Annotated in this window: 18 protein-coding genes; 8 read left to right on the top strand and 10 right to left on the bottom strand. The window is 65.2% G+C overall.

The window, feature by feature from the left end; genetic code table 11:
• Positions 1-5 precede the first annotated feature (5 nt).
• The 3 genes from RCH11_RS13410 to hemE all read right to left on the bottom strand — a co-directional run bounded on the left by RCH11_RS13410 (position 6) and on the right by hemE (position 2,803).
• Positions 6-323, bottom strand: a complete 318-nt coding sequence (locus RCH11_RS13410) for a YtxH domain-containing protein (RefSeq protein WP_327057522.1) — start codon at positions 321-323, stop codon at positions 6-8.
• A 70-nt stretch (positions 324-393) separates the two neighbouring features.
• Entirely contained in the window at positions 394-1,686 is a 1,293-nt protein-coding gene (locus tag RCH11_RS13405) for a protoporphyrinogen/coproporphyrinogen oxidase (protein ID WP_327057521.1), read from the bottom strand.
• Positions 1,679-2,803, bottom strand: a complete 1,125-nt coding sequence (gene hemE, locus RCH11_RS13400; protein WP_327057520.1) for a uroporphyrinogen decarboxylase — start codon at positions 2,801-2,803, stop codon at positions 1,679-1,681. The genes RCH11_RS13405 and hemE overlap by 8 nt, the downstream gene beginning before the upstream one ends.
• A 21-nt stretch (positions 2,804-2,824) precedes the next feature.
• Here hemE and RCH11_RS13395 point away from each other — a divergent pair, with 21 nt between their 5' ends.
• Complete coding sequence (locus RCH11_RS13395; RefSeq protein ID WP_327057519.1) at positions 2,825-4,105, top strand: glutamyl-tRNA reductase; 1,281 nt, start codon at positions 2,825-2,827, stop codon at positions 4,103-4,105.
• A 266-nt stretch (positions 4,106-4,371) separates the two neighbouring features.
• On the opposite strand, the gene RCH11_RS13390 is transcribed toward RCH11_RS13395, so the two are convergent.
• The 4 genes from RCH11_RS13390 to RCH11_RS13375 form a co-directional block, all read right to left on the bottom strand.
• On the bottom strand, positions 4,372-5,982 hold the full coding sequence (locus tag RCH11_RS13390) for a hypothetical protein (protein WP_327057518.1): 1,611 nt from the start codon (positions 5,980-5,982) through the stop codon (positions 4,372-4,374).
• 259 nt (positions 5,983-6,241) lie between these two features.
• A complete protein-coding gene (locus tag RCH11_RS13385; RefSeq protein WP_327057517.1) occupies positions 6,242-7,150 on the bottom strand; it encodes a serine hydrolase in 909 nt (302 codons plus the stop codon).
• On the bottom strand, positions 7,144-9,123 hold the full coding sequence (locus tag RCH11_RS13380; RefSeq protein WP_327057516.1) for a M13 family metallopeptidase: 1,980 nt from the start codon (positions 9,121-9,123) through the stop codon (positions 7,144-7,146). The genes RCH11_RS13385 and RCH11_RS13380 overlap by 7 nt, the downstream gene beginning before the upstream one ends.
• A gap of 544 nt (positions 9,124-9,667) precedes the next feature.
• Positions 9,668-11,029, bottom strand: a complete 1,362-nt coding sequence (locus tag RCH11_RS13375; RefSeq protein WP_327057515.1) for an NRAMP family divalent metal transporter — start codon at positions 11,027-11,029, stop codon at positions 9,668-9,670.
• Between the two features lie 126 nt (positions 11,030-11,155).
• Here RCH11_RS13375 and RCH11_RS13370 point away from each other — a divergent pair, with 126 nt between their 5' ends.
• Positions 11,156-11,815: a hypothetical protein gene (locus RCH11_RS13370; protein ID WP_327057514.1), complete on the top strand. Its 660-nt coding sequence runs from the start codon at positions 11,156-11,158 to the stop codon at positions 11,813-11,815.
• A 17-nt stretch (positions 11,816-11,832) separates the two neighbouring features.
• Here RCH11_RS13370 and RCH11_RS13365 read toward each other — a convergent pair whose 3' ends face one another.
• Both RCH11_RS13365 and RCH11_RS13360 read right to left on the bottom strand, forming a co-directional pair.
• Positions 11,833-12,579 (bottom strand): MBL fold metallo-hydrolase, encoded by a 747-nt coding sequence (locus RCH11_RS13365; protein WP_327057513.1) that lies wholly within the window; start codon positions 12,577-12,579, stop codon positions 11,833-11,835.
• Positions 12,576-13,646 (bottom strand): LacI family DNA-binding transcriptional regulator, encoded by a 1,071-nt coding sequence (locus tag RCH11_RS13360; protein ID WP_327057512.1) that lies wholly within the window; start codon positions 13,644-13,646, stop codon positions 12,576-12,578. The genes RCH11_RS13365 and RCH11_RS13360 overlap by 4 nt, the downstream gene beginning before the upstream one ends.
• Before the next feature lie 60 nt (positions 13,647-13,706).
• Between RCH11_RS13360 and RCH11_RS13355 the strand changes: the two genes are divergently transcribed.
• The 4 genes from RCH11_RS13355 to RCH11_RS13340 all read left to right on the top strand — a co-directional run bounded on the left by RCH11_RS13355 (position 13,707) and on the right by RCH11_RS13340 (position 17,384).
• On the top strand, positions 13,707-14,930 hold the full coding sequence (locus RCH11_RS13355) for an MFS transporter (protein WP_327057511.1): 1,224 nt from the start codon (positions 13,707-13,709) through the stop codon (positions 14,928-14,930).
• Between the two features lie 195 nt (positions 14,931-15,125).
• Entirely contained in the window at positions 15,126-15,974 is an 849-nt protein-coding gene (locus RCH11_RS13350; protein WP_327057510.1) for an SseB family protein, read from the top strand.
• Between the two features lie 9 nt (positions 15,975-15,983).
• The gene (gene nucS / locus RCH11_RS13345) at positions 15,984-16,679 is read left to right on the top strand and encodes an endonuclease NucS (RefSeq protein WP_327057509.1); all 696 of its coding nucleotides are present in this window, start codon (positions 15,984-15,986) and stop codon (positions 16,677-16,679) included.
• 48 nt (positions 16,680-16,727) lie between these two features.
• Entirely contained in the window at positions 16,728-17,384 is a 657-nt protein-coding gene (locus tag RCH11_RS13340) for an HAD hydrolase-like protein (protein WP_327057508.1), read from the top strand.
• A gap of 10 nt (positions 17,385-17,394) precedes the next feature.
• On the opposite strand, the gene RCH11_RS13335 is transcribed toward RCH11_RS13340, so the two are convergent.
• Complete coding sequence (locus RCH11_RS13335; RefSeq protein WP_327057507.1) at positions 17,395-17,595, bottom strand: hypothetical protein; 201 nt, start codon at positions 17,593-17,595, stop codon at positions 17,395-17,397.
• Positions 17,596-17,645: 50 nt separating this feature from the next.
• On the opposite strand from RCH11_RS13335, the gene RCH11_RS13330 reads away from it, so the two are divergent.
• Together RCH11_RS13330 and RCH11_RS13325 are read left to right on the top strand one after the other, a co-directional pair.
• Positions 17,646-18,077: a MarR family winged helix-turn-helix transcriptional regulator gene (locus tag RCH11_RS13330; RefSeq protein WP_327057506.1), complete on the top strand. Its 432-nt coding sequence runs from the start codon at positions 17,646-17,648 to the stop codon at positions 18,075-18,077.
• Positions 18,074-19,057 (top strand): NAD-dependent epimerase/dehydratase family protein, encoded by a 984-nt coding sequence (locus RCH11_RS13325; RefSeq protein WP_327057505.1) that lies wholly within the window; start codon positions 18,074-18,076, stop codon positions 19,055-19,057. Before RCH11_RS13330 ends, RCH11_RS13325 begins: the two co-directional genes overlap by 4 nt.
• Positions 19,058-19,438: the final 381 nt, after the last annotated feature.

Below are 19,438 nucleotides of genomic sequence, written 5' to 3'. Positions count from 1 at the left end.
ACGACCTACTTACCGCTGGCGGAGGCCGGTTTGGCCGCCGCCGGGGGCGCGACCGGAGACTTGGCTTTGGCCGACCCGGACCTGCTCACCTGCGACACGACCTTCTTGGCTCCGTCGCTTAAAAAGTCGACGACCTCTGGCGCCTTGTCCTTTGCGAAGTCCTTGGCGCGACCTTCGACTTTCTTCACCTGGCGTTGGACGCGGGGGTCGCTCCAGAGCTTGCCGGTTGCACGCTTGATGTCTTCGTAACGACCGCGTCCGGCTTTGGCGCCGAGCACATAGCCGGCGGCCAGTCCGACGACGAGCAGCAGTTTGCCTCGCATGATTTGCTCCGTCCTGTGCGTGCCCGGATGGGCATATGTCTGGCATCACCTCCACAGTAGCCCCCGGAGGCTACGCCTCTACCTCTTCCAGCAAACCTCCAGACGCCACTCGCACCTGGGCGATCACGGCGGCCAGTCCGGTGCCGGCGACGCCTTCACCGATGAGTGTCACCCCGTCGATTGGCTCGGGTCGGCTCGATGGAGCGCTCCACTCCACCCGCGCGAACGCGACGACGGAGACCTCGACCAGAGCAATCCCGAGCAGCTCGCCGGCATCGTGCAGGGCCTGGCCGCGCAGCTGGGCGTCGCTGACCCGTGCCGCTGCTGCCCCGTCGTAGGAGAGTCGGAGCACGTGGCGGTGCGGCGTCGCTCGCTCTGCGAGCCAGTCCCACTTGGCGGTCGCGTGGGTGAGGGCCTTGGCTCGGAATGGGGCGTCGGAGGACCCGCGCGCCACGAGCACGCCGGTACCACGCGGGGCGCCATCCAACTCGGGGGCATCCACGACCAGCGTTGCGAGAACAATCGCGGGGGTGCGATCCGGCTGCCCCGTGGTCGCTAGCGGGGCCGCGAGCACCACCTGGTCCGCTTCGAGCAATTGTCCGTCGAGGAGCGTCACGAACGAAGCCTCTACCGCGGTGACCGGGGATTCGAGACGTACCGTCACTCCGAATCGCTCAAGGTCGCGGGCCAGCGCCTCGACCAGCTCAAACATTCCGCCCACTATGCCGGAGACAGCCGTGCCCGCCGGAGCGGCATCCCGCAGCTCGCGCACGGCGTGGGCGAGCGATCCCGTGTCGAGCATCGCGGCTCGCAGGCCTGGTGCCACCACATCCACATCGAGCTCGTCGGGATGCCGTGAGTGGATGCCGAGCGTCACGGGCGCGACCAGCTGTTCGAGAACCCGGCGGCCCATCCGGCGGCGCACCAGTCGCCCGAGGCTGCGTTCCTTCGACCCGACGAAGCCGAGCATCAGCTCGTCGAGCTGGCCGCGCAGCGCCGCCCAGAACCCGACGACCTCGATCACGTCAGCCGCCAGTGGCGTGCCGGGAATTCCGAGGATGCCGGTGCGGGGCAGCGGATAGGCCCGGCCCTCCGCAGTCTGGAGCCACGCGCCCTGCGGATTCGGACGGGCGATATCGGACCCAAGACCGAGCTGGCGGGCGAGGTGGGCCACGGTGTCGTGCCGGGTCGCGAAGCTCTCAGCGCCGGCATCAAGGACCAGGCCAGCCACCGTGTGAAGGGCGATCTTGCCGCCGAGGTGATCGGAGGCCTCGAGCAGGGTCACTTCGAAGCCGCCCAGCACGAGATCGCGGGCCATCACAAGCCCGGCGATCCCCCCACCGACCACGATCGCGCTAGGCATGGACGACAGAAGGCGCGTGCGCGAGCTGCACGATGCGCGTGAGCACATCGGGGTCGGTTTCTGGCGGGACCCCGTGGCCGAGGTTGAGTATGTGTGACGTCGCCGCGCGCCCCCGGGTGATCACGTCGCGCACATGGGCTTCGAGCACCGGCCACGGTGCCGCGAGCATGGCCGGATTGATGTTGCCCTGCAGCGGCACGGAGGCACCGAGTCGACGGGATGCTTCGTCGAGGGGGATGCGGTCGTCGACGCCCATCACATCAACCCCGATCGCGTACATAGACCGCAGGAGCTCGCCGGTACCCACCCCGAAGTGCACCACGGGAATGCCGAGATCCGTGACGTGGGCGATCGCCTGGTGGGAGAAGGGAGCGACCCGGCTTTCGTAATCGGAAACTGAGAGTGATCCAACCCACGAATCGAACAGCTGCACAGCGCTCGCGCCGGCGAGCACCTGCGCGCGAAGGAAAGCTCCCGTGACATCCGCGGCCCAGCCGAGCAGGGCATCCCAGGTCGCCGGGTCGGCATGCATCAGGGTGCGAGCCCGCAGGTGGTCTTTAGAAGGACCTCCCTCGACAAGGTAAGCGGCGAGAGTGAACGGCGCGCCGGCGAATCCGATGAGGGGAGTCGTGCCAAGCCCTGCGACGGCGCGGGCGACGCCTTCGGCGATGGGAGCGAGTGCATCCAGCTCGAGGCGGCGGAGAGAGGCAACATCCGCCGCGGAGCGAATCGGAGCACCGAGCACCGGGCCGCGGCCGGGAACGATGTCGACATCGATGCCGGCGAGCTTCAGTGGCACGACGATGTCGCTGAAAAAAATGCCGGCATCCACGCCGTGGCGTCGCACCGGCTGCAGGGTGATCTCACTTGACAGTTCGGGATCGAGGCACGCGTCGAGCATCGTGCTGCCAGCCCGGATGGCACGGTATTCGGGCAGCGAGCGGCCGGCCTGGCGCATGAACCACACTGGCGTGGTCGACGGGCGATCGCCGCGGTAGGCGCGAATGAGCGACGAATCAGCCGTGCGGCCGTCGATCAGGGGATGGCTGGCTGGGAGGTTCACGAGATTAAGTATGGTCGAGCGGGCTGGGAGGGGACTACGCTGCCCGACCGCCATTGGCAGACGTAGGCTAGGGAGGTGCTTCTGTGTCTTACCGCCAACCATCGCAACGCGAGCTTCGAGATCCTCGAGAAGCTCTCGATCGGCGCACCGCAGGCGGCGGCCATATTGGTCAATGACAGCGATTTCGTCTCCGGAGCGGTCGTTCTCGCCACGTGCAATCGCTTCGAGGCGTACCTCGAGATCGACGGGCCCCTCACCGTGGCCACAGCCGTCGCGGTGGAAAATTCGGTGCGGGTGATCAGCGCCTCGACCGGCATCGACCCCGCCGCCCTGCGTCAAACGGTGACCGTGCTCAGCGGCGATGCCGTCGCACAGCACCTCTTTTCCGTAAGCTCCGGGCTCGAGTCCGTGATCGTCGGCGAAGACGAGATTTCCGGCCAGGTGCGCCGTGCTCTCGAGCAGGCTCGCACGGCACGCACAACGTCATCCGGGCTCGAACGCCTTTTTCAGAAGGCGGCCAATACGTCACGCGAAGTGAAGAACCAGACCGCGATCGGCGGTGCCGGCCGCTCGCTCGTGCGACTCGGGCTTGAGCTCGCCTCCAGTCGGATCGTGGACTGGTCCCGGACGAGGGTGCTTATCGTCGGCACCGGGCAGTATGCCGCGACGACCGTCGCCGCCGTCCGCGACCGCGGAGCGGAGGACATTACGGTGTTCTCGCCGTCCGGCCGCGCCTCCCGCTTCGCCCTCCGTCTCGGCCTCACCGCCAGTGTCGACCTCATCGCAGCCCTCGCGGCAGCGGATGTAGTGATTACCTGCACCGCATCGGCCGCGCCAGTCGTCACGGCAGCGCACCTCTCTCCGCTCGCTTCCGCGAGTACCCAGCGACGTATCGTCATTGACCTCGGACTGCCACGAAACGTGCATCCGGATGTCGCCTCAGTGCCCGGAACCGAGCTCCTCGACCTCGAGACAATCAGCCTGCACGCCCCCCTCGAAGAACTCACCGCGACGATGGATGCCCGTGCCCTCGTGGACAACGCGGCCACCCAATTCGCCGCGACAACAACGGAGCAACAGCTCACGCCTTCCGTCGTGGCCCTTCGCACCCACGTCTTCGGCCTGCTCGAGACCGAGATCGACCGAGCCCGTGTGCGCGGCGACGACGACGGCCGCATCGAAGCGGCCCTTCGTCACCTCACCGGGGTGCTGCTTCACACCCCATCGGTGCGCGCTCGCGAGCTTGCACGGGCCGGCAAGGGTGACTCCTTCAACGCGGCCGTGACCGCACTCTTCGGCATCGATGTGCCCGCGGAGACCCCGGCAGCAAGCGATCTTCGGGATCTGCAGGCCTGAAGCACGCGCTGGTCCCGGCGGTCTCGATCGACCCCTGACCGCAAGAATCCGCTCAAGAAACGGCCGCCGATTGGCCGCGAGATCGTCGCCGATGATGCGTTCAACATCCCTCGGGGCAGTCCAGACTCGAGATTCAGCTGTTGAAGGTGCTGATGCCGCGAATCCTCCTGTCAAACTCACCGGTACGTGGCTCGGTGGCTGGGCCGCCCAACGACACACGCCCCGCACCAGACATGGGCCGGTGCGGGGCGTGTGTCAGGGGTGGGTTAGGACTTCGCTGCGCGCCGTGCGCCGAAGACCAGGGCCGCACCAAGCAGGAGGAGTGCAGAGGCCACCGCAAGGTAGCCCGCTCCCGAGTCGAAGCCGGTGAAGGCCAGCGTGGTCAGGCTCTGCGGATCGAGATTTCCGCAGCTGGTGGTCGCCTTTGTGATGGTCGCCGTGTAGCTCGACGGTCCATCGATAGTGTCACCGGGCGGAGCAGTGACGGTGACCCTGTAGGTTCCCGGCGCGAATGCCGTGCGCGCGGACGTCAGCTGAGTGGTGCCGACGAAGTAGCTCAGGAATTCGGTCGGGTCGATGGAGATGTAGCCGCTGACCGTCCCACTCGAGGAGCAGATCTGGCCGACCCAGCTCACTGATGATGGCAGGAACGCAAGGATGGGCAGGCTGCAGTCCACCGCGTTGTTCGCGACGGTGCGTTTCCATTGAGTCACGCCGGAGAGGATGAAGCCCGGTTCGGCGGCCGCCATCACCAGGTAGTCACCCGGAACAACGTTGGTCTTTGGCCCGGTGACGATGATGTCCGCGCCGCCCGGGGTGACCGGGTGGATCGTGTAGACGACGCCCGTCACCGCGGCGACGGTGAGATATCCGCTAGCTGTACCGTCGGAGCAGGACTGGTCGACAGCCTCCGGGTCACCGGACACCGTCACACAGTTGTTTTGGGCGTCGGTCTTGAACGTGTGGGACCACGAGGTCACGGCATCAGGACCAAAACCGTACCCCGCGCCCGGAATCGCGGTGACCGTGACGGTGCGCACGCCGGATTTGGAGGTCATGTCCGACGTGGAGTAAGTATAGTCCTCACTCGTCAGGGCGGGCATGATCACCCTGTCACCTTCGACGCCGCAGGCGTCGGTGAAGGTGACGGGGGTCGGGTCGACGAGCGGCAGCGTGGGGTTGTCCATGCAGTCGTTCGAGGTGGTCATGTAGGTGTACCCGGGGGTGGTGGTGCTGAAGCCGAAGGTGTTGAGGAACCGCTCCCAGTTCGAGGCGGTCTCCAGAGTCGCAGTGGGAACTATGTAATCCGAATTAGATGCATAGATGTCACCCTGTCCGCAGGTGACCACGGCACCGAATTTGTACTCGCCAACAGCTTCCACCCTCACGTACTGGGTCAGGAGGGAGTTGAGGGTCTGAGGGAAGAGCGTGGTTGACGTGTAGTTCCAGCTTGCCGCTGTGATGTAAACCGGGTCGCACAGCTTGCCAGTCGATCCGGAATCATCCGCGACCGTTGCCGTGCCCGTGTTGTCTTCGGGGTTATAGGTGTACGACAGGGCGGAAGCCGGAAGGCATGTGAGCTGGGGAGCTGCGGGAACATCCGTGGGCACCCCGTCGGGCTCGTCCGCCGACTGCTGGGCAACAATTGGTGCCGTCGGAGCAGGAGTTGGCGGAGTGACCGTCGGAGCAGGAGTTGGCGGGGTGACCGTCGGAGCAGGAGTTGGCGGGGTGACCGTCGGAGCAGGGTTAGCCGTCGCTGAATTAGTCGTTGGCGAGACCGGGGCGACGGCATCGTCCGCATTCGCGGTCGACACGCCAGTGATAGCAAGGCTGGCAGCGATCATAATCGTCGTGACCGCGGCGAGGGTTCTCTTCATGACGAGCTCCTGGGTAGGGGAGATTTACGTCGGCCTTCGGCGGGGGAGCACTACAGCATCGTCTCGTCATGCTTCGGGGGCATTCGAGTTCGTGCAGTGCAGACGTCGGGGGCGTCAGTTCGGCTGGGTAACCGATGGGTTCGGGTTGGGAAATTCGGGTAAGCAATTCACAGAGTGGATTTCGGGTCCTCACAGTTGAATCTCACCGAACCCTACACGATCGTCGACGAGAGTGGCTACCACTCGAACGGGGGGGGTACTAGTGAACGTACTCGAGAAGATCGAAACCGAAGGTACGCATAGCCTCCAGCACGCGCAGACGCGCGGCGAGATCGGTGCTGCTGAACTTGACAGTGAGGGCATAGGCCACCCCGGTGCGGGATCCGCTCAGTAGGCCGGCTTCCGACCGCACCCCCACACCGGTGCCGGTCTTGTTGACCAGTTGCAGGCCCGAATCCGAGGTGCGGTGCGACAGTGGGTCCAGTCCGAACGCACTCGACACCATCGAGAGGTCGGCATTGTGAGAGAGCCAGCCGAGCACACGCTTGCTCGTCACGGCATCGACGACCTGCCCCCTCGCAAGGGAGGAGAACAGCCGCGAGAGCTCAGCGGTGGATCCGATCGACAATTGCGGCGCATCATCCGGACCACGATGATCCCGCACGAGGTCGAGCAGAGCTGTGCGCGAGAGCCCGAGGGCCTCGCCGCGGGCGCGCACCGAGTCGAGCCCCACCTGGCGGAGCAGCACGTTCGTCGCGAGATTGTCGCTGATTGCGCCGACGAGCAGCGCGAGATCGGTGACGGGAAGTGCGGGCGCCTGCAGCCGCTGCCAAATCCCGGAATCGCCGACGGAATCCCCCGGTGTCTTGTCGAGGATGCCAAACCCTGCGGCATCTCGCGTGGTGATGCGCGCCGAGACCTCGATGAGTAGCAGGATCTTGCCGACGCTCGCGGTCGGCATCGCAACCCGATCGTCGATCGAGACGAGGGTAATGCCCGTTTGCAGGTCGATCACGCTCGCCGAGACTGCCGCGCCCGCATAGGCCAATTGTGCGAGCGCGATGAAGCCGCCGGCGAAGCTTTCCGCTCCGCCGACTCCGCGGTGGCGACCGACGCGCGGTAAGCGCAGTCGCTCCCGGCGCTCGTGATCCCGGGTGCCAACTACCAAATGGTCACCCGCTCTTCGGGATCGAGCCACAGTGCATCCGATTCAGTAACAGTGAAGGTGTCGTAGAACCCATCAATATTGCGCACGATCTGGTTGCAACGGAACTCGTTTGGCGAGTGCGGATCGATGGCAATCAGGCGGATGACCTCCTCGTCGCGCCCCTTCTGCTGCCAAGCCTGCGCCCAGGAGAGGAAGAAGCGCTCTGAGCCTGACATCCCGTCGATCACGGGCGGCTGTACGCCGGCAAGAGAGATGAGGTAGGCCTTCCAGGCGATCGAGAGCCCGCCGAGGTCGCCGATGTTCTCACCGATCGTGAGGGCACCGTTGACGTGGTGGTCGGGAACCTGACGCGGGGCAAGCTCGTTGTATTGCCCGATCAACGAGCTGGTGAGCTTTTCGAAGGCCTCCCGGTCGGCCGCCGTCCACCAGTCGATGAGCCGACCGTCGCCGTCGTATTTCGAACCCTGGTCGTCAAAACCGTGGCCGATCTCGTGACCGATGACGGCGCCGATCGCACCGTAGTTGGCGGCCGCATCCCGAGCCTCGTCGAAAAAGGGGTACTGCAGGATCGCAGCGGGAAAGACGATCTCATTGAACCCGGGGTTGTAGTAGGCGTTGATGGTCTGCGGGGTCATGAACCACTCGTCGCGGTCGAGCGGCGTACCGATCTTGCCGAGCTCGCGCTGGAACTCAAACTCGCTGGTCGCGCGAACATTGGCAATCAGGTCCGTCGCGCTGATCTCGAGCCGCGAGTAGTCGCGCCATTTAACCGGGTAGCCGATCTTCGGCGTGAACTTATCGAGCTTCTCGATCGCGCGATGCTGAGTAGCCGCGCTCATCCAGGCCAGGCCGGTGATGCTCTCGCGATACGCCTCCACGAGGTTGCCGACGAGCACGTCCATCGCCGCCTTCGCACCCTGCGGGAAGTGCCGCTCGACATAGATGCGCCCGACGGCTTCGCCCAGGGCGCCCTCGACGAGCGAGACACCGCGCTTCCAGCGTTCCCGCAGCTCCGGAGTACCGGTGAGGGTGCGGCCGTAGAAGTCGAAATTCGCCTCAACGAAGGCATCGGAGAGGTAGGCGGCAGACGAGCGGATGACCTGCCAGCGCAGCCAGTCGGTCCAGGCCTCGAGGTGGCCGGCATCCAGCAGCGTCGCGACGCCCGCGAGGAACGACGGCTGCCGCAGCACCAGCTCGTCGAAGACGCCGTCCGGCGCATCGAGAGCATCGAGCCACCGATTGAGGTCCGGGCCGTCGGTCGCCTGGGAAGCCGTGGTCACGACAGCATGCCAGGTGCTGAGGTTGTAGGTCTTCTCGGAGTCGCGGGATTTCACGTTGTCCCAGTGGAAAGCGGCAATGGCGGTCTCGAGCTCGAGCACTCGCCCGGCACGGTCAGCCGCGTCATCCAGCCCCGCCAATTCGAACATCCGCTTGAGGTAACCGGCATAGGCGGTGCGAATGTCGGCGAACTTCTCTTCCCGGTAGTAGCTCTCGTCCGGGAGGCCGAGACCGCCCTGCTCGAAGAGGGCGATGTAGCGCTCCGGGTTGCCTGGATCGTTGTCGATGTAGAGCTGGAAGAAGCCGCTGACACCCTGGCGTTCGAGACGACCGAGGGTTTCCAGAAGGCTCGGGATGTCGCTGACCGCCTCCACCGACGCGAGATCGTGGGTGAGAGGCGTGGCACCCAGCTCGTTGATGCGTGCTTCATCCATATAGCTCGCGTAGAGGTCGCCGAACTTGCGTTCTTCGGTGCCTTCGGCGGATCCCTGAGCTTCCACGATGATCTCGCGCACGGCCTTCTCGGCCTCCTCCGCCAACACATGGAACGAGCCGTAGCGAGCCTTGTCTGACGGAATTTCGGTGCGGTCGATCCACTTGCCGTTGACGTGTCGGAATAGGTCGTCCTGCGGTCGCACCGCCGGGTCGAGTTCTTCGCTGTGGATACCGGGGGGGAGTGGAGAGGCAGCGGTCATGCCGACCAGCTTAAGCCGTGCGAATGGCCTCGCGGTGACGCCCGGGGAAAGTCAGCTCGCCGCCGGCACAGTGCGTCGTTCACCATCAGGATTCGCGACATCCGCAGCTTCAACAGCAGTATTTCGGGGCGGATCGGCGCCGCGTGATGTCGATACACCCGCGCCCTGGACGCAGTCGCCGCGGCCGGTCATTACTTGAGCGTCGTCGCGGGCACAGCGAGCTCGGTGGGCGGGAGCAGAGCAGGGCGCGCTGCAATGAACCAGCGCCTCTCGTGCCGCGTCAGAATGTTGACATTGACCGGGAGAGCGACTCCAAGGTCTCTCGAGTGTCCGAGCCATGCCCGACGACCCGAGACCAGAGGGAAGATCCCTCCCGTCCACGTCAACCGCGGCCCTCTGAGAGGCGGAAAGCGAGATGAGGGGAGCTTCCCGCCGAAGGCGCGCAATCGAGACGGATATTCAGAGCGCACACAAACGCTACCTGCGGTCATGCCCTCTGACCGGGGAGTCTGAGCGGAAATACGGCGGCCGTGACACACGCAGCTCACAGGGAGGAGACGAGGAGCGCGATCGCTGCGGTTCCCATGACCGCGAAGGCCACCCAGAGACCGATTTTGGACCAGGTGCCGCTCGAGTATTGCCCCATTAGTTTCCGGCGGCTGGAGATCCGCGCGATGAGAAAAATCAGTGGCACGGCCACGATGCCGTTGAAGACGGCGGTAAGAACCAGCGCCTTGATCGGGTCGAGACCGACGAAGTTCAGCAGGAGGCCGACCAGGGTGCCGGTGATGATGACCAGGTAGAAGGCACGGGCCTGCCTGAACTTCAGGAACAGGCCTTCTTTCCAATTGAAGGTCTCCGTGATCGCGTACGAGGTGGAGCCGGCGAGCACGGGAATGCTCATGAGACCGATGCCGATCACCCCGACGGCGAAGATCAGTTGGGCGAGAACCCCCGCGTTGGGAAAACTGTGGACCAGTGGACGCAACGCTTTGGCCGCGTCCGCAGCGGAGACGATATTTGTCACGCCCCCGCGATTAAGGACGACCGCCCCGACCAGGATGATGAACCAGGCCACGACATTGGAGAACAGCATGCCGAGAACCGTGTCGATGCGAAGACGCCTCAGGTAGTTTTTTGAGATTCGAGGTGACCCGCCGGTGCTGTCTTTTCGGCGTTCGGAGACTTCGTCTTCGACCACGTTGCTGGTTTGCCAGAAGAACAGGTATGGCGAGATCGTGGTTCCGAAAATGGCCACAACAACGAAGAAAAAGTCCTTAGTGAACTCGAAGTGCGGGACGACAGTCGCCTGAAGAGCCTGAGCCCAGGGGACCGTGATGAGAAAGGCGGTGACCAGGTAGGCGAAGAGAGCGAGCGCCAACCACTTCAGGACTCGCACGTAGCTGCGATACGAGACCAGTACTTCCAGGACCAGGATGATGGCGACGAAACCAATAGCGAGCAGCGCAAATGGCACCTGAGGAACGAGCAACTGCGCACTCGCTGCCATCGCTCCGATGTCGGAACCGATGTTGAAAGTATTAGCGGCAGCCACCAAAGCCACGATCGGAAAAAGCACTTTCTTCGGATACGTCTCTCGGATGACCCCGGCGAGCCCCTTTCCTGTTACGGCACCGATACGCATGCAGGCCTCTTGCACAGCGATCATCAGTGGGAGGGTCAGAAGGATCGTCCACAACGTTCCGAACGCGAACTGTGCGCCAGCCTGGGAGTAGGTGGCTATTCCCGAGGGGTCATCGTCGGCCGCCCCCGTGACGATTCCGGGGCCAAGGATCCTCAATATTCGCCCGAAACCCTTTTTGCGGGAGGCCCGGGAGAACACGATCGGCTCAGCGGGGGCGGCTCGCTTGACAGGGGAGGGTGGCTGATCCGGAAGCTCGGTCATTGTGGGCTGAGTATATGCATCGACCCCGAACGGATGGGTTTCGCCCGCGTCGAGTACGAGGACTGAATCCGGCGATGACCCAGTCACGCTGCACGCTTCCGCAGCCCTACCGCCTACACTCGGGTCGTGAAACCCCGCTCCGTTGCCATTCATCGGCACGAACACCGACTCCCGGTCGTCATCGCCACCCTCGTGAATCTTGTACTCATCCTTCTCATCCCCGAGAAAGTACAACTGTTGCCGACCTGGGTCGTCCCCGTGCTCGGAGTTCTGCTGATGACCCCGCTCATCGCGTTCAACCCCCAGCGGTTCACCCGGGAGACGACGTGGTCAAGGTGGCTGTCTATCGCGCTGGCCATCCTGCTTACTGTCGCAAACCAGATAACGATGGTCCTGACGATCACCCAGTTGCTGAGCGGGCACGCAAAAGGAAGCACCGTGCTTCTGACGGCCCTTCAGGTGTGGGTCAGCAGCATCATCGCATTCGGTCTGGTCTACTGGGAATTGGACCGGGGAGGGCCTGTTGCTCGGCGAGACGATCTCATCTGGAAGACCGCGGATGCCGACTTTCGATTCCCGCAGAACGAACAGAAGACCGGACAGGCTGACTGGCGACCGGTCTACCTGGATTACCTCTACATCGCACTAACCAACATGATGGCGTTCAGCCCGACCGACGCGATGCCGCTCACGGTGCGGGCAAAGATGATAATGGGCTACCAATCCATCACCGGATTCATCCTGCTCGCCCTCGTCATCTCCCGCGCGGTCAATATCCTCAACTGAAAATTCACCGCTCCAGCTCAGATCGTGAACGACTGGCCCGGCAGCGCACACTCGACCGAGGGAAACCCGGTGAGGGCCCGAGCACGGGCATTGGGCGCATCGGTGTGAATGAGATCGATGTGAGTAAGTACGAGGCGTTCGGCCCCTGCCTCGCGGGCGATACGCCCGGCATCCTCTGGTGTGCAATGCACTGCCCCAGCGGGCGGATGCTCTGACGCCCCCGCCTCACACAACAGCAGGTCAGCGCCCTCCGCGAGCTCGACAAGTCCTTCACAATAGGCGGAGTCGCCCGAGTAGGCGAGCGTGCGGGCCCCCGCCTGAATGCGCAACCCGAAGGCGGGCATCCCGTGATTCATCGGGCCCCAGCTGAGGGCAAGTTCACCGATGACGCGTTCCTGCCAGCCGCGCATCTCCGTAACCTCGAACACCTCGGGAATCACGGCCGCCTCTCGGTGCCCGAGAAAGCCGACCAGCCGATCGACCAGGCCAGGGGGGCCGATCAGTGGCAGTGGTCGGGTGAGCGTCAGATCGCCGAATCGCAGGGCGTAGTACGCGGTGAGAAGGTCGGCCGAGTGGTCAGCATGAGCATGAGAGATCCAAATCCCGTCGAGGGCATCGAGGGGGATGTGGCGCTGCAGCTCCGCGAGAGTGCCGGTGCCGGCATCCATCCAGATCGAGGTGTCGCCGTGCTGCACGAGATAGCCGGAGCACGGATTGTCGGGACGAGGGTAGGGCGTTGCCGTACCGAGGATGGTGAGCTTCATGACGCGACCCGCGGTGGCGCCGTGGTCGTTCCCCGATGGAAGCGCGAAGTGAACGAGACGGCCTGCGGATGTTCGCCGCTGAGCAGGGCGATCACTCCGCGACCCGCAGCCCGTCCCTTTTCCACAGCCGGCTGCACCATCGTCGTCAGGTCGTAGGGGGCGAGACCGTCGAGCTTCACTCCGTCGAAGCCCACAATGCTGAGGTCGGCAGGAACCGTGAGTCCGAGCTGTTCGGCAGCCCGGATCACCCCCACCGCAAGAAGATCGCTCTGGGCAATCACCGCGGATGGACGCGTGCCAGGGTCGGCGAGCAGCTCGAGGCCAGCGACAAGCCCCTCTTCGATGCTGCTCACTGCGGCACTCACTCCGGAGCTGCCGGCGAAGACCTCGCGAACACCGCGGATGCGCTCGCGAGCGGTGTAGCCGGTGGCTGCCTCGATGGCCGCCTCGGTGAGCGGCCCTCGCGTGCGAGCCGCGTCCAGCGGAAGGGTCACCATTGCCACTCGGCGATGTCCGAGACTGGCTAGGTGCCTGGCGAGGGTGTGCGATGCCTGTCGGTTGTCCAGGTCGATCGCGAGCACATCATCCATCGGCTCGGCTTCGATCGCCACCAGGGCGATTCCGCGCTGGCGAAAGATCGCCACCTGATCCGCGAAACTGGTACTGCACCCGATCAGCACGACGGCATCCACCGGGGCATTGCGGATGCTCGCAGCACCCTCACCGTTCTCGGTGAGCAACAGGAGGCCGGCCCCGAGGGATCCGGTTTCGTCGGCGATTCCGTCGAGCATCGCAATGTTCATCGGGTCACGGAAGGCATCACGCAGGCGATCCTCGATCACCACCCCGATGATGCCGGAGCGCCCACGACGCAAGGATTGGGCGCGCGGATCCGGCCCGGCGTAATCGAGCTGGGCTGCGGCGGCCAGTACGCGCGTGCGGGTGGCGGCCGAGACCGGCCCGGAACCGCTGAAAGCGAGGGATGCTGTGGACGGCGATACCCCGGCGAGGGCGGCGACCGCGGCGAGATTCGGTCGCGCTTTCTCGGGTGTTGCCTCGGCATGCATGGTTTGTTAGCGTAGTCGAATCGGTTCGATCGAATCGATTCGATACGTCCCAGGATCTCCGTGGCCGTTGCTCACCCAACCTCCGCCGGCCTCTCCCGACCGCAGGTCGTGGCTTGGCGCAATGCGCTCTTCGTCATCTTCGGGCTGTGTGGGCTCTCGATGGCGAGTTGGGCATCCCGCATTCCGGCGGTGAAACAGGCACTCCAGGTGTCGACCTCGTCGATGGGCATCCTCATCTTCGGCATAGCAGCTGGCTCGATCGTCGGCCTGCTCGCCTCCAGCCATGTGATCGCACGAATCGGCGCTCGCCGCACAATCGCCGTGGTGCTGACCGTCGGGGCTATCGGCTTCGCGGTGGCCGGATTCGGGGTATCAATCGGGCCGAGCTACGCGGTCGTCATGATCGGGCTGATCGTGTTCGGCTCGATGTTCTCGATCTGCGACGTCGCGATGAACCTGCAGGGTGCGGTGAACGAGCGGGTGCTCGGTCGTTCGATCATGCCGGTGTTCCATGCCTTCTTCAGCTTCGGCACGGTGATCGGCGCCGCTCTCGGGGCCGCGGCAGAGGCCATCCGCCTCCCCATTGTGGTGCACCTGCTGATCGTGGCGCTGGTCTTCGCTGCCGGCGCGCTCATCGCCTCGCGGTTCCTGCAGTCGGAGCACGTCATCGAAGAGCAGTCCGTTGCGCACGACGATCATTCGAAGACCTGGCAGGGGCGTCTGAGCATCTGGCGTGATCCGCGCACCCTGATCATCGGACTCATCGTGCTCGGCATGGCTTTCACCGAAGGCTCGGCCAACGACTGGCTCGCACTCGCGATGGTTGATGGCCATGACACCACCAAAGCGACCGGCGCCCTCGTGCTCGGCATTTTCGTCGCCTCAATGACGATCGGGCGCCTCGCGGGGGTGAGCCTGCTCGACCGCTACGGGCGCGTTCCGGTGTTGCGCGGCTCGGCAGTGCTCGCCGCCATCGGCCTGATCATGGTGATCTTCGTGCCCGTCCTCTGGATTTCGATTGTGGGCGTCGTGTTCTGGGGACTCGGGGCATCCCTCGGGTTCCCGGTGGGAATGTCGGCTGCCGCCGACGACCCGAAGACCGCCGCCGCACGCGTGAGTGCCGTGGCCACGATCGGGTATTTCGCTTTCCTCGTTGGGCCTCCGTTGATCGGCTTCCTCGGACAGCACGTCGGACTGCTGCACGCCCTGCTCGTGGTGCTCGTGCTCGTGGCCCTCGCCGGGCTCGCCTCTGGCGCCGCGCGCGAACCATCCGCCCGCCGCTGAGCTGCCCACTTCTGACCCGCCCGCTTCTCCGCTCGCCCGGCTCTCCCGCTCGCCCGGCTCCCCGCTCGCCCGGCTCTCCCGGCTCTCCCGCGCTCCCAAAACGCAGGAGATTCGCCACCAGATGACCCCATCGGCCGTGAATCTTCCCTCTTCGTGGCGAATGTCCTGCGTTTTCAGTGCGCGTAGGGTCGAAGTATGACGCCCTCGATCTCCGACTCCGCGCGCGTCGACAACGCCTCGTTGCGCGCTGCCGTCGAAGCGTTCGCGACGAAACCCGAACAGTCCACCTACCTGGATGTGGTGCGCGGATGCCTCCAGGGGCGGCTTTTGCTCGATTCGACCGGGTCCGACCGTCCCACTGTCGAGGCCGACGGCAGCTACAGCTTCCCGGCCGGTGCAACCCTCCAGTTCGCTGGCGGCACCGGTCCCGACGGACTCCCCGCCCTCTTCGCATTCACCTCGCAGCAACAGATCAATCGGATGCATCCCGACGACCTGGCCGCGGTGCAAGCGCTCGTGCAGCCCGCGGCCGGAGCACTGCAGCTCGCCTCTACCGAGCGATATGGCTGGCTCTACATCGACCCTGCCGGGCCCACCTGCGCGATCTCGAACCGCGATGCTGCTTTCGCTTTGCGCGGAAATCGCAACGATGCCGTGAAAGCGGCGCTTGAGATCGCCGATCCGCACGTCGGCAAGATCGCGGTGATGGATGCCCTCGCCGAGAACGGTCCGCTGCTTCTCGCGGTCGACACGGACTCGGTGCCGGAATCGGGAGTGGCGGACGGCACGCCTGTGCGCATCCGCGATTCCGTCGATTCGGACGGCCACCCGGTGCTTCTCGCCTTCACCTCCGGCCCAGAGGTCAGCGCCCGCAACATTGCCGACTCCTTCGCCACGCGCCCGGCGGCCGAGGTCATCCATGATGCGATCCAGGCTCCCTATGGCGGCCTGGTGCTGAACCCCGGTGGACCATGGATGGCACTCTCGGCAGACGAATTGAGGGTCGTGTTGCACCGAATCGCCGGTACCCAACAGTCGAACTAAGATCGTCGGGTGCGTCTCGTCATTGCCCGGTGTTCCGTCGACTACGCGGGTCGCCTCAGCGCGCACCTACCGCTGGCCACGCGCCTCCTGCTGCTCAAAGCGGATGGCAGCGTGCTCGTGCACTCGGACTCGTTGAGTTACAAGCCGCTCAACTGGATGAGCCCGCCCTGCACGGTCGTGACCCTCGATCCCGATGACGATCAGGCGGATGCGGGCGTCGCCGAGATCTGGAAGGTCACGCAGGCCAAGACGGCCGACCTGCTCGTGATCTCCATCCACGAAATCCTGCACGACAGCAACCATGAACTCGGAATCGACCCCGGCCTGCAAAAAGACGGCGTCGAGGCTCACCTGCAGAAGCTCCTGGCCGAGCAGATCGAACTCGCGGGCGACGGTTGGCGCCTCGTGCGCCGCGAGTACATGACGGCTATCGGGCCGGTCGACATCCTGGCGACGGATGATTCGGGCCATTCGGTCGCGATCGAGATCAAGCGCCGCGGGGACATCGACGGGGTTGAGCAACTCACCCGTTACCTCGAACTCATGAACCGCGACCCCCACCTCGCCCCGGTCAGCGGCGTCTTCGCGGCCCAGGAGATCAAGCCACAGGCGCGGATGCTGGCCGAGGACCGCGGCATCCGCTGCCTGCTGCTCGACTATGACGCGATGCGCGGTCTCGACGACAGCCACCATCGGCTGTTCTAGTTCCGCATCTGAACCGGCGAATCGAAATCAACTCCTAGGCTTGCAACAGTGACGACAAACTGGAGCTGCTTCCTCTTCGACCTCGACGGCACGATCATCGATTCGGCGCCCGGCATAACGGCGAGTCTCGCCTGGACGCTCGAACGTCTCGGTCGCCCCGTCCCCTCGCACACCGAGCTGCTGGCATACGTTGGCCCGCCGATTCTCGACTCGTTCCGCGATCTCGCGGGCATGACGGTTGACGAGGCGCAGCATGCCCTCGAGGTGTATCGACCGCATTATTTGCAGACCGGAATCTTCAACAGCTCGGTCTATCCGGGCGTGGCGCAGCTGCTCAAGCGAGTGCAGGAGAGTGCCATCCCGATCTCGCTCGCGACCTCAAAACCCGAGCTCCCCGCAACCACGGCCCTCGACTACTACGGGCTCGCGCAGCACTTCACCGTGATCACCGGTGCATCGCAGGACGAAGTGCGCAGCCGCAAGGCGGACGTCGTCGCCGAGGCACTGCGCCGACTGGCGGCGATCGGAGTAGACACGAGCAACCCCGTGATGGTCGGTGATCGCGAGCACGACGTTCATGGGGCAGCCGAGCACGGGGTGCCGACGATCTTCGTCGAGTGGGGCTACGGCACGGTGGCCGAACAGGCTGGCACGATCGGCGTAGCCGCGACCGCGGAGGAGCTCGGCGCCCTGCTGCTCGGCTAATGACCCCCGTTCAGCTTGGGCAGTGCAGCTGCGTCGGACGGTCGGCCCGCCGCTCCACATCATGGTCGGCCATCGCCCGTCCGCAGAGCGGGCACGCCTTCGCCTGCGTCGGCGGCAGAGGCTCCTCGTCGTAGGGCCCGAGCGGCGGTGGACCGAGGTAGGGCAACAGCCGCCGGTTGAGGCGGTCCCACCACGGAGCTTTGGCAACCATGTAAAACTCCTTAGTGCACTAACCAATAGTGTACTTGCTAAACTGGATCAATGGACCCGCTCGCCCTCGACCGCCAGGTCTGCTTTGCTCTCGCCGCCGCCTCACGCAGTGTGATCGCCCTCTATCGCCCGGTGCTGCAACCACTCGGGCTAACGCATCCGCAGTACCTGGTGATGCTCGCCCTGTGGGAACGCAGCCCGCGCACTGTCAGCGATATCGGCACCACGCTCCTGCTCGATCCGGCGACGCTCTCGCCCCTGCTCAAGCGACTCGAGGCGGCTGGCCTGGTCTCGCGCGCCCGCAGCGTCGCTGACGAGCGCGCCCTTGACGTGCAGCTGACGGCGGATGGTGCGGCCCTCCGCTCCCGAGCCGAAGGGGTTCCCCCGCAAATCATCGACCGCCTCGGGCTTCCCGTCGCCGAGCTCGAGCGCATCCGTGACGACTTGACGAAGCTCATCGAAGCGGCAACGGTAGAGGCATGACACCTCTCTCGATCCTCTTCATCGGCGGCACCGGCACGATCAGTTCCGCGGCGAGCGCCCGCGCTCTCGAGGAGGGGCATGCGGTGACACTGCTCAACCGCGGCCAGTCCACACTGCGTCCGGTCGCGGTGGGCGCAGAGGTGCTCGTCGCCGACGTGCGGGATCTCGCCTCGGTGACGGATGCCCTGTCAGGCCGGGAGTTCGACGTCGTCGTCGACATGGTGGCGTTCACCCCCGAGCACGTCGCGCAAGACATCGATCTCTTCACCGGACGGGTCGGGCAGTACGTGTTCATCTCCTCGGCATCCGCGTACCAGAAGCCGCCGGTGCGCCTTCCAGTCACGGAGTCATCCCCGCTGCGCAATCCGTACTGGCAGTATTCGCGCGACAAGATTGCCTGCGAAGACCTTCTCGTCGCGGAGTATCGCGCCAGCGGCTTTCCGGCGACAATCGTGCGCCCCTCCCACACCTACGACCGCACGAGTGTGCCACTCAACGGCGGCTGGACCGCGATCGACCGGATGCGCCGCGGGGCCCCGGTCGTGTTGCATGACCACGGCGCCTCCCTCTGGGCGCTCACGCATGCCAGGGACTTTGCGGTCGGCTTCATGGGACTGCTCGGCAATCCGCACACGATCGGCGGTGCCATCCACATCACCTCTGACGAACTGCTGAGTTGGACCCAGATCACGCATTTACTCGCGGATGCCGCGGGCGTCGAGCCGAACATCGTGCACGTGACCTCTGAGGCGATCGCCGCTGCCGATCCCGACATGGGTGCTGGCCATCTCGGCGACCGCAGCCACTCCATGATCTTTGACAACAGCCTGGTGAAGTCCCTCGTGCCCGCCTTCGATCCGAAAATCGGATTTGCCGAGGGTGCGCGCGAGATCATCGGCTGGTACGACGCTCATCCCGAGCAGAAGGTCGTCGATCCTGCGCTGGACGCGCTGTTCGACCGCTTGGCGGCGGGCGCGTAACCCGTAGCCCGTAGCCCCGCACCTGTCCACAGCCCCCATGTTCACCCCTGTGGCGGGGGATACGGCCGCTCGCGGCGGGGGATACGGCCGCTCCCGGCGGGGTCAGAGCGTCCCGGCGGGAGTTAGGACTCCCGCCGCGAGGTCATAGCCCCGCCGCGAGGGTTCGGTTCGACGCACAATCGCGACGGTGCGACGCACAGCACCCGTGTTCACCCCCGTGGCGGGGGATACGGCCGCTCCCGGCGGGGTCACAGCGTCCCGGCGGGAGTTAGGACTCCCGCCGCGAGGTCATAGCCCCGCCGCGACGGTTCGGCCGACGGTTCGACGGCGCGACGGTTCGGCCGACGGTTGCGGTTCGACGGTTCGGCCGACGGTTCGGCC

This window comes from Glaciihabitans sp. GrIS 2.15 (assembly GCF_035984695.1).
In the GTDB taxonomy this organism is placed as follows: domain Bacteria; phylum Actinomycetota; class Actinomycetes; order Actinomycetales; family Microbacteriaceae; genus Lacisediminihabitans.
This window is presented reverse-complemented; position numbering and strand designations above follow the sequence as displayed.

Excerpts from the sequence above, each read along its gene's own strand:
- RCH11_RS13410 (WP_327057522.1), bottom strand. The coding sequence starts at position 323 with ATGCGAGGCAAACTGCTGCTCGTCGTCGGACTGGCCGCCGGCTATGTG.
- RCH11_RS13405 (WP_327057521.1), bottom strand. The coding sequence starts at position 1,686 with ATGCCTAGCGCGATCGTGGTCGGTGGGGGGATCGCCGGGCTTGTGATG.
- RCH11_RS13390 (WP_327057518.1), bottom strand. The coding sequence starts at position 5,982 with ATGAAGAGAACCCTCGCCGCGGTCACGACGATTATGATCGCTGCCAGC.
- hemE (WP_327057520.1), bottom strand. The coding sequence starts at position 2,803 with ATGGCGGTCGGGCAGCGTAGTCCCCTCCCAGCCCGCTCGACCATACTT.
- RCH11_RS13335 (WP_327057507.1), bottom strand. The coding sequence starts at position 17,595 with ATGGTTGCCAAAGCTCCGTGGTGGGACCGCCTCAACCGGCGGCTGTTG.
- RCH11_RS13360 (WP_327057512.1), bottom strand. The coding sequence starts at position 13,646 with ATGCATGCCGAGGCAACACCCGAGAAAGCGCGACCGAATCTCGCCGCG.
- RCH11_RS13330 (WP_327057506.1), top strand. The coding sequence starts at position 17,646 with ATGGACCCGCTCGCCCTCGACCGCCAGGTCTGCTTTGCTCTCGCCGCC.
- RCH11_RS13325 (WP_327057505.1), top strand. The coding sequence starts at position 18,074 with ATGACACCTCTCTCGATCCTCTTCATCGGCGGCACCGGCACGATCAGT.
- RCH11_RS13365 (WP_327057513.1), bottom strand. The coding sequence starts at position 12,579 with ATGAAGCTCACCATCCTCGGTACGGCAACGCCCTACCCTCGTCCCGAC.
- RCH11_RS13375 (WP_327057515.1), bottom strand. The coding sequence starts at position 11,029 with ATGACCGAGCTTCCGGATCAGCCACCCTCCCCTGTCAAGCGAGCCGCC.
- RCH11_RS13380 (WP_327057516.1), bottom strand. The coding sequence starts at position 9,123 with ATGACCGCTGCCTCTCCACTCCCCCCCGGTATCCACAGCGAAGAACTC.
- RCH11_RS13350 (WP_327057510.1), top strand. The coding sequence starts at position 15,126 with ATGACGCCCTCGATCTCCGACTCCGCGCGCGTCGACAACGCCTCGTTG.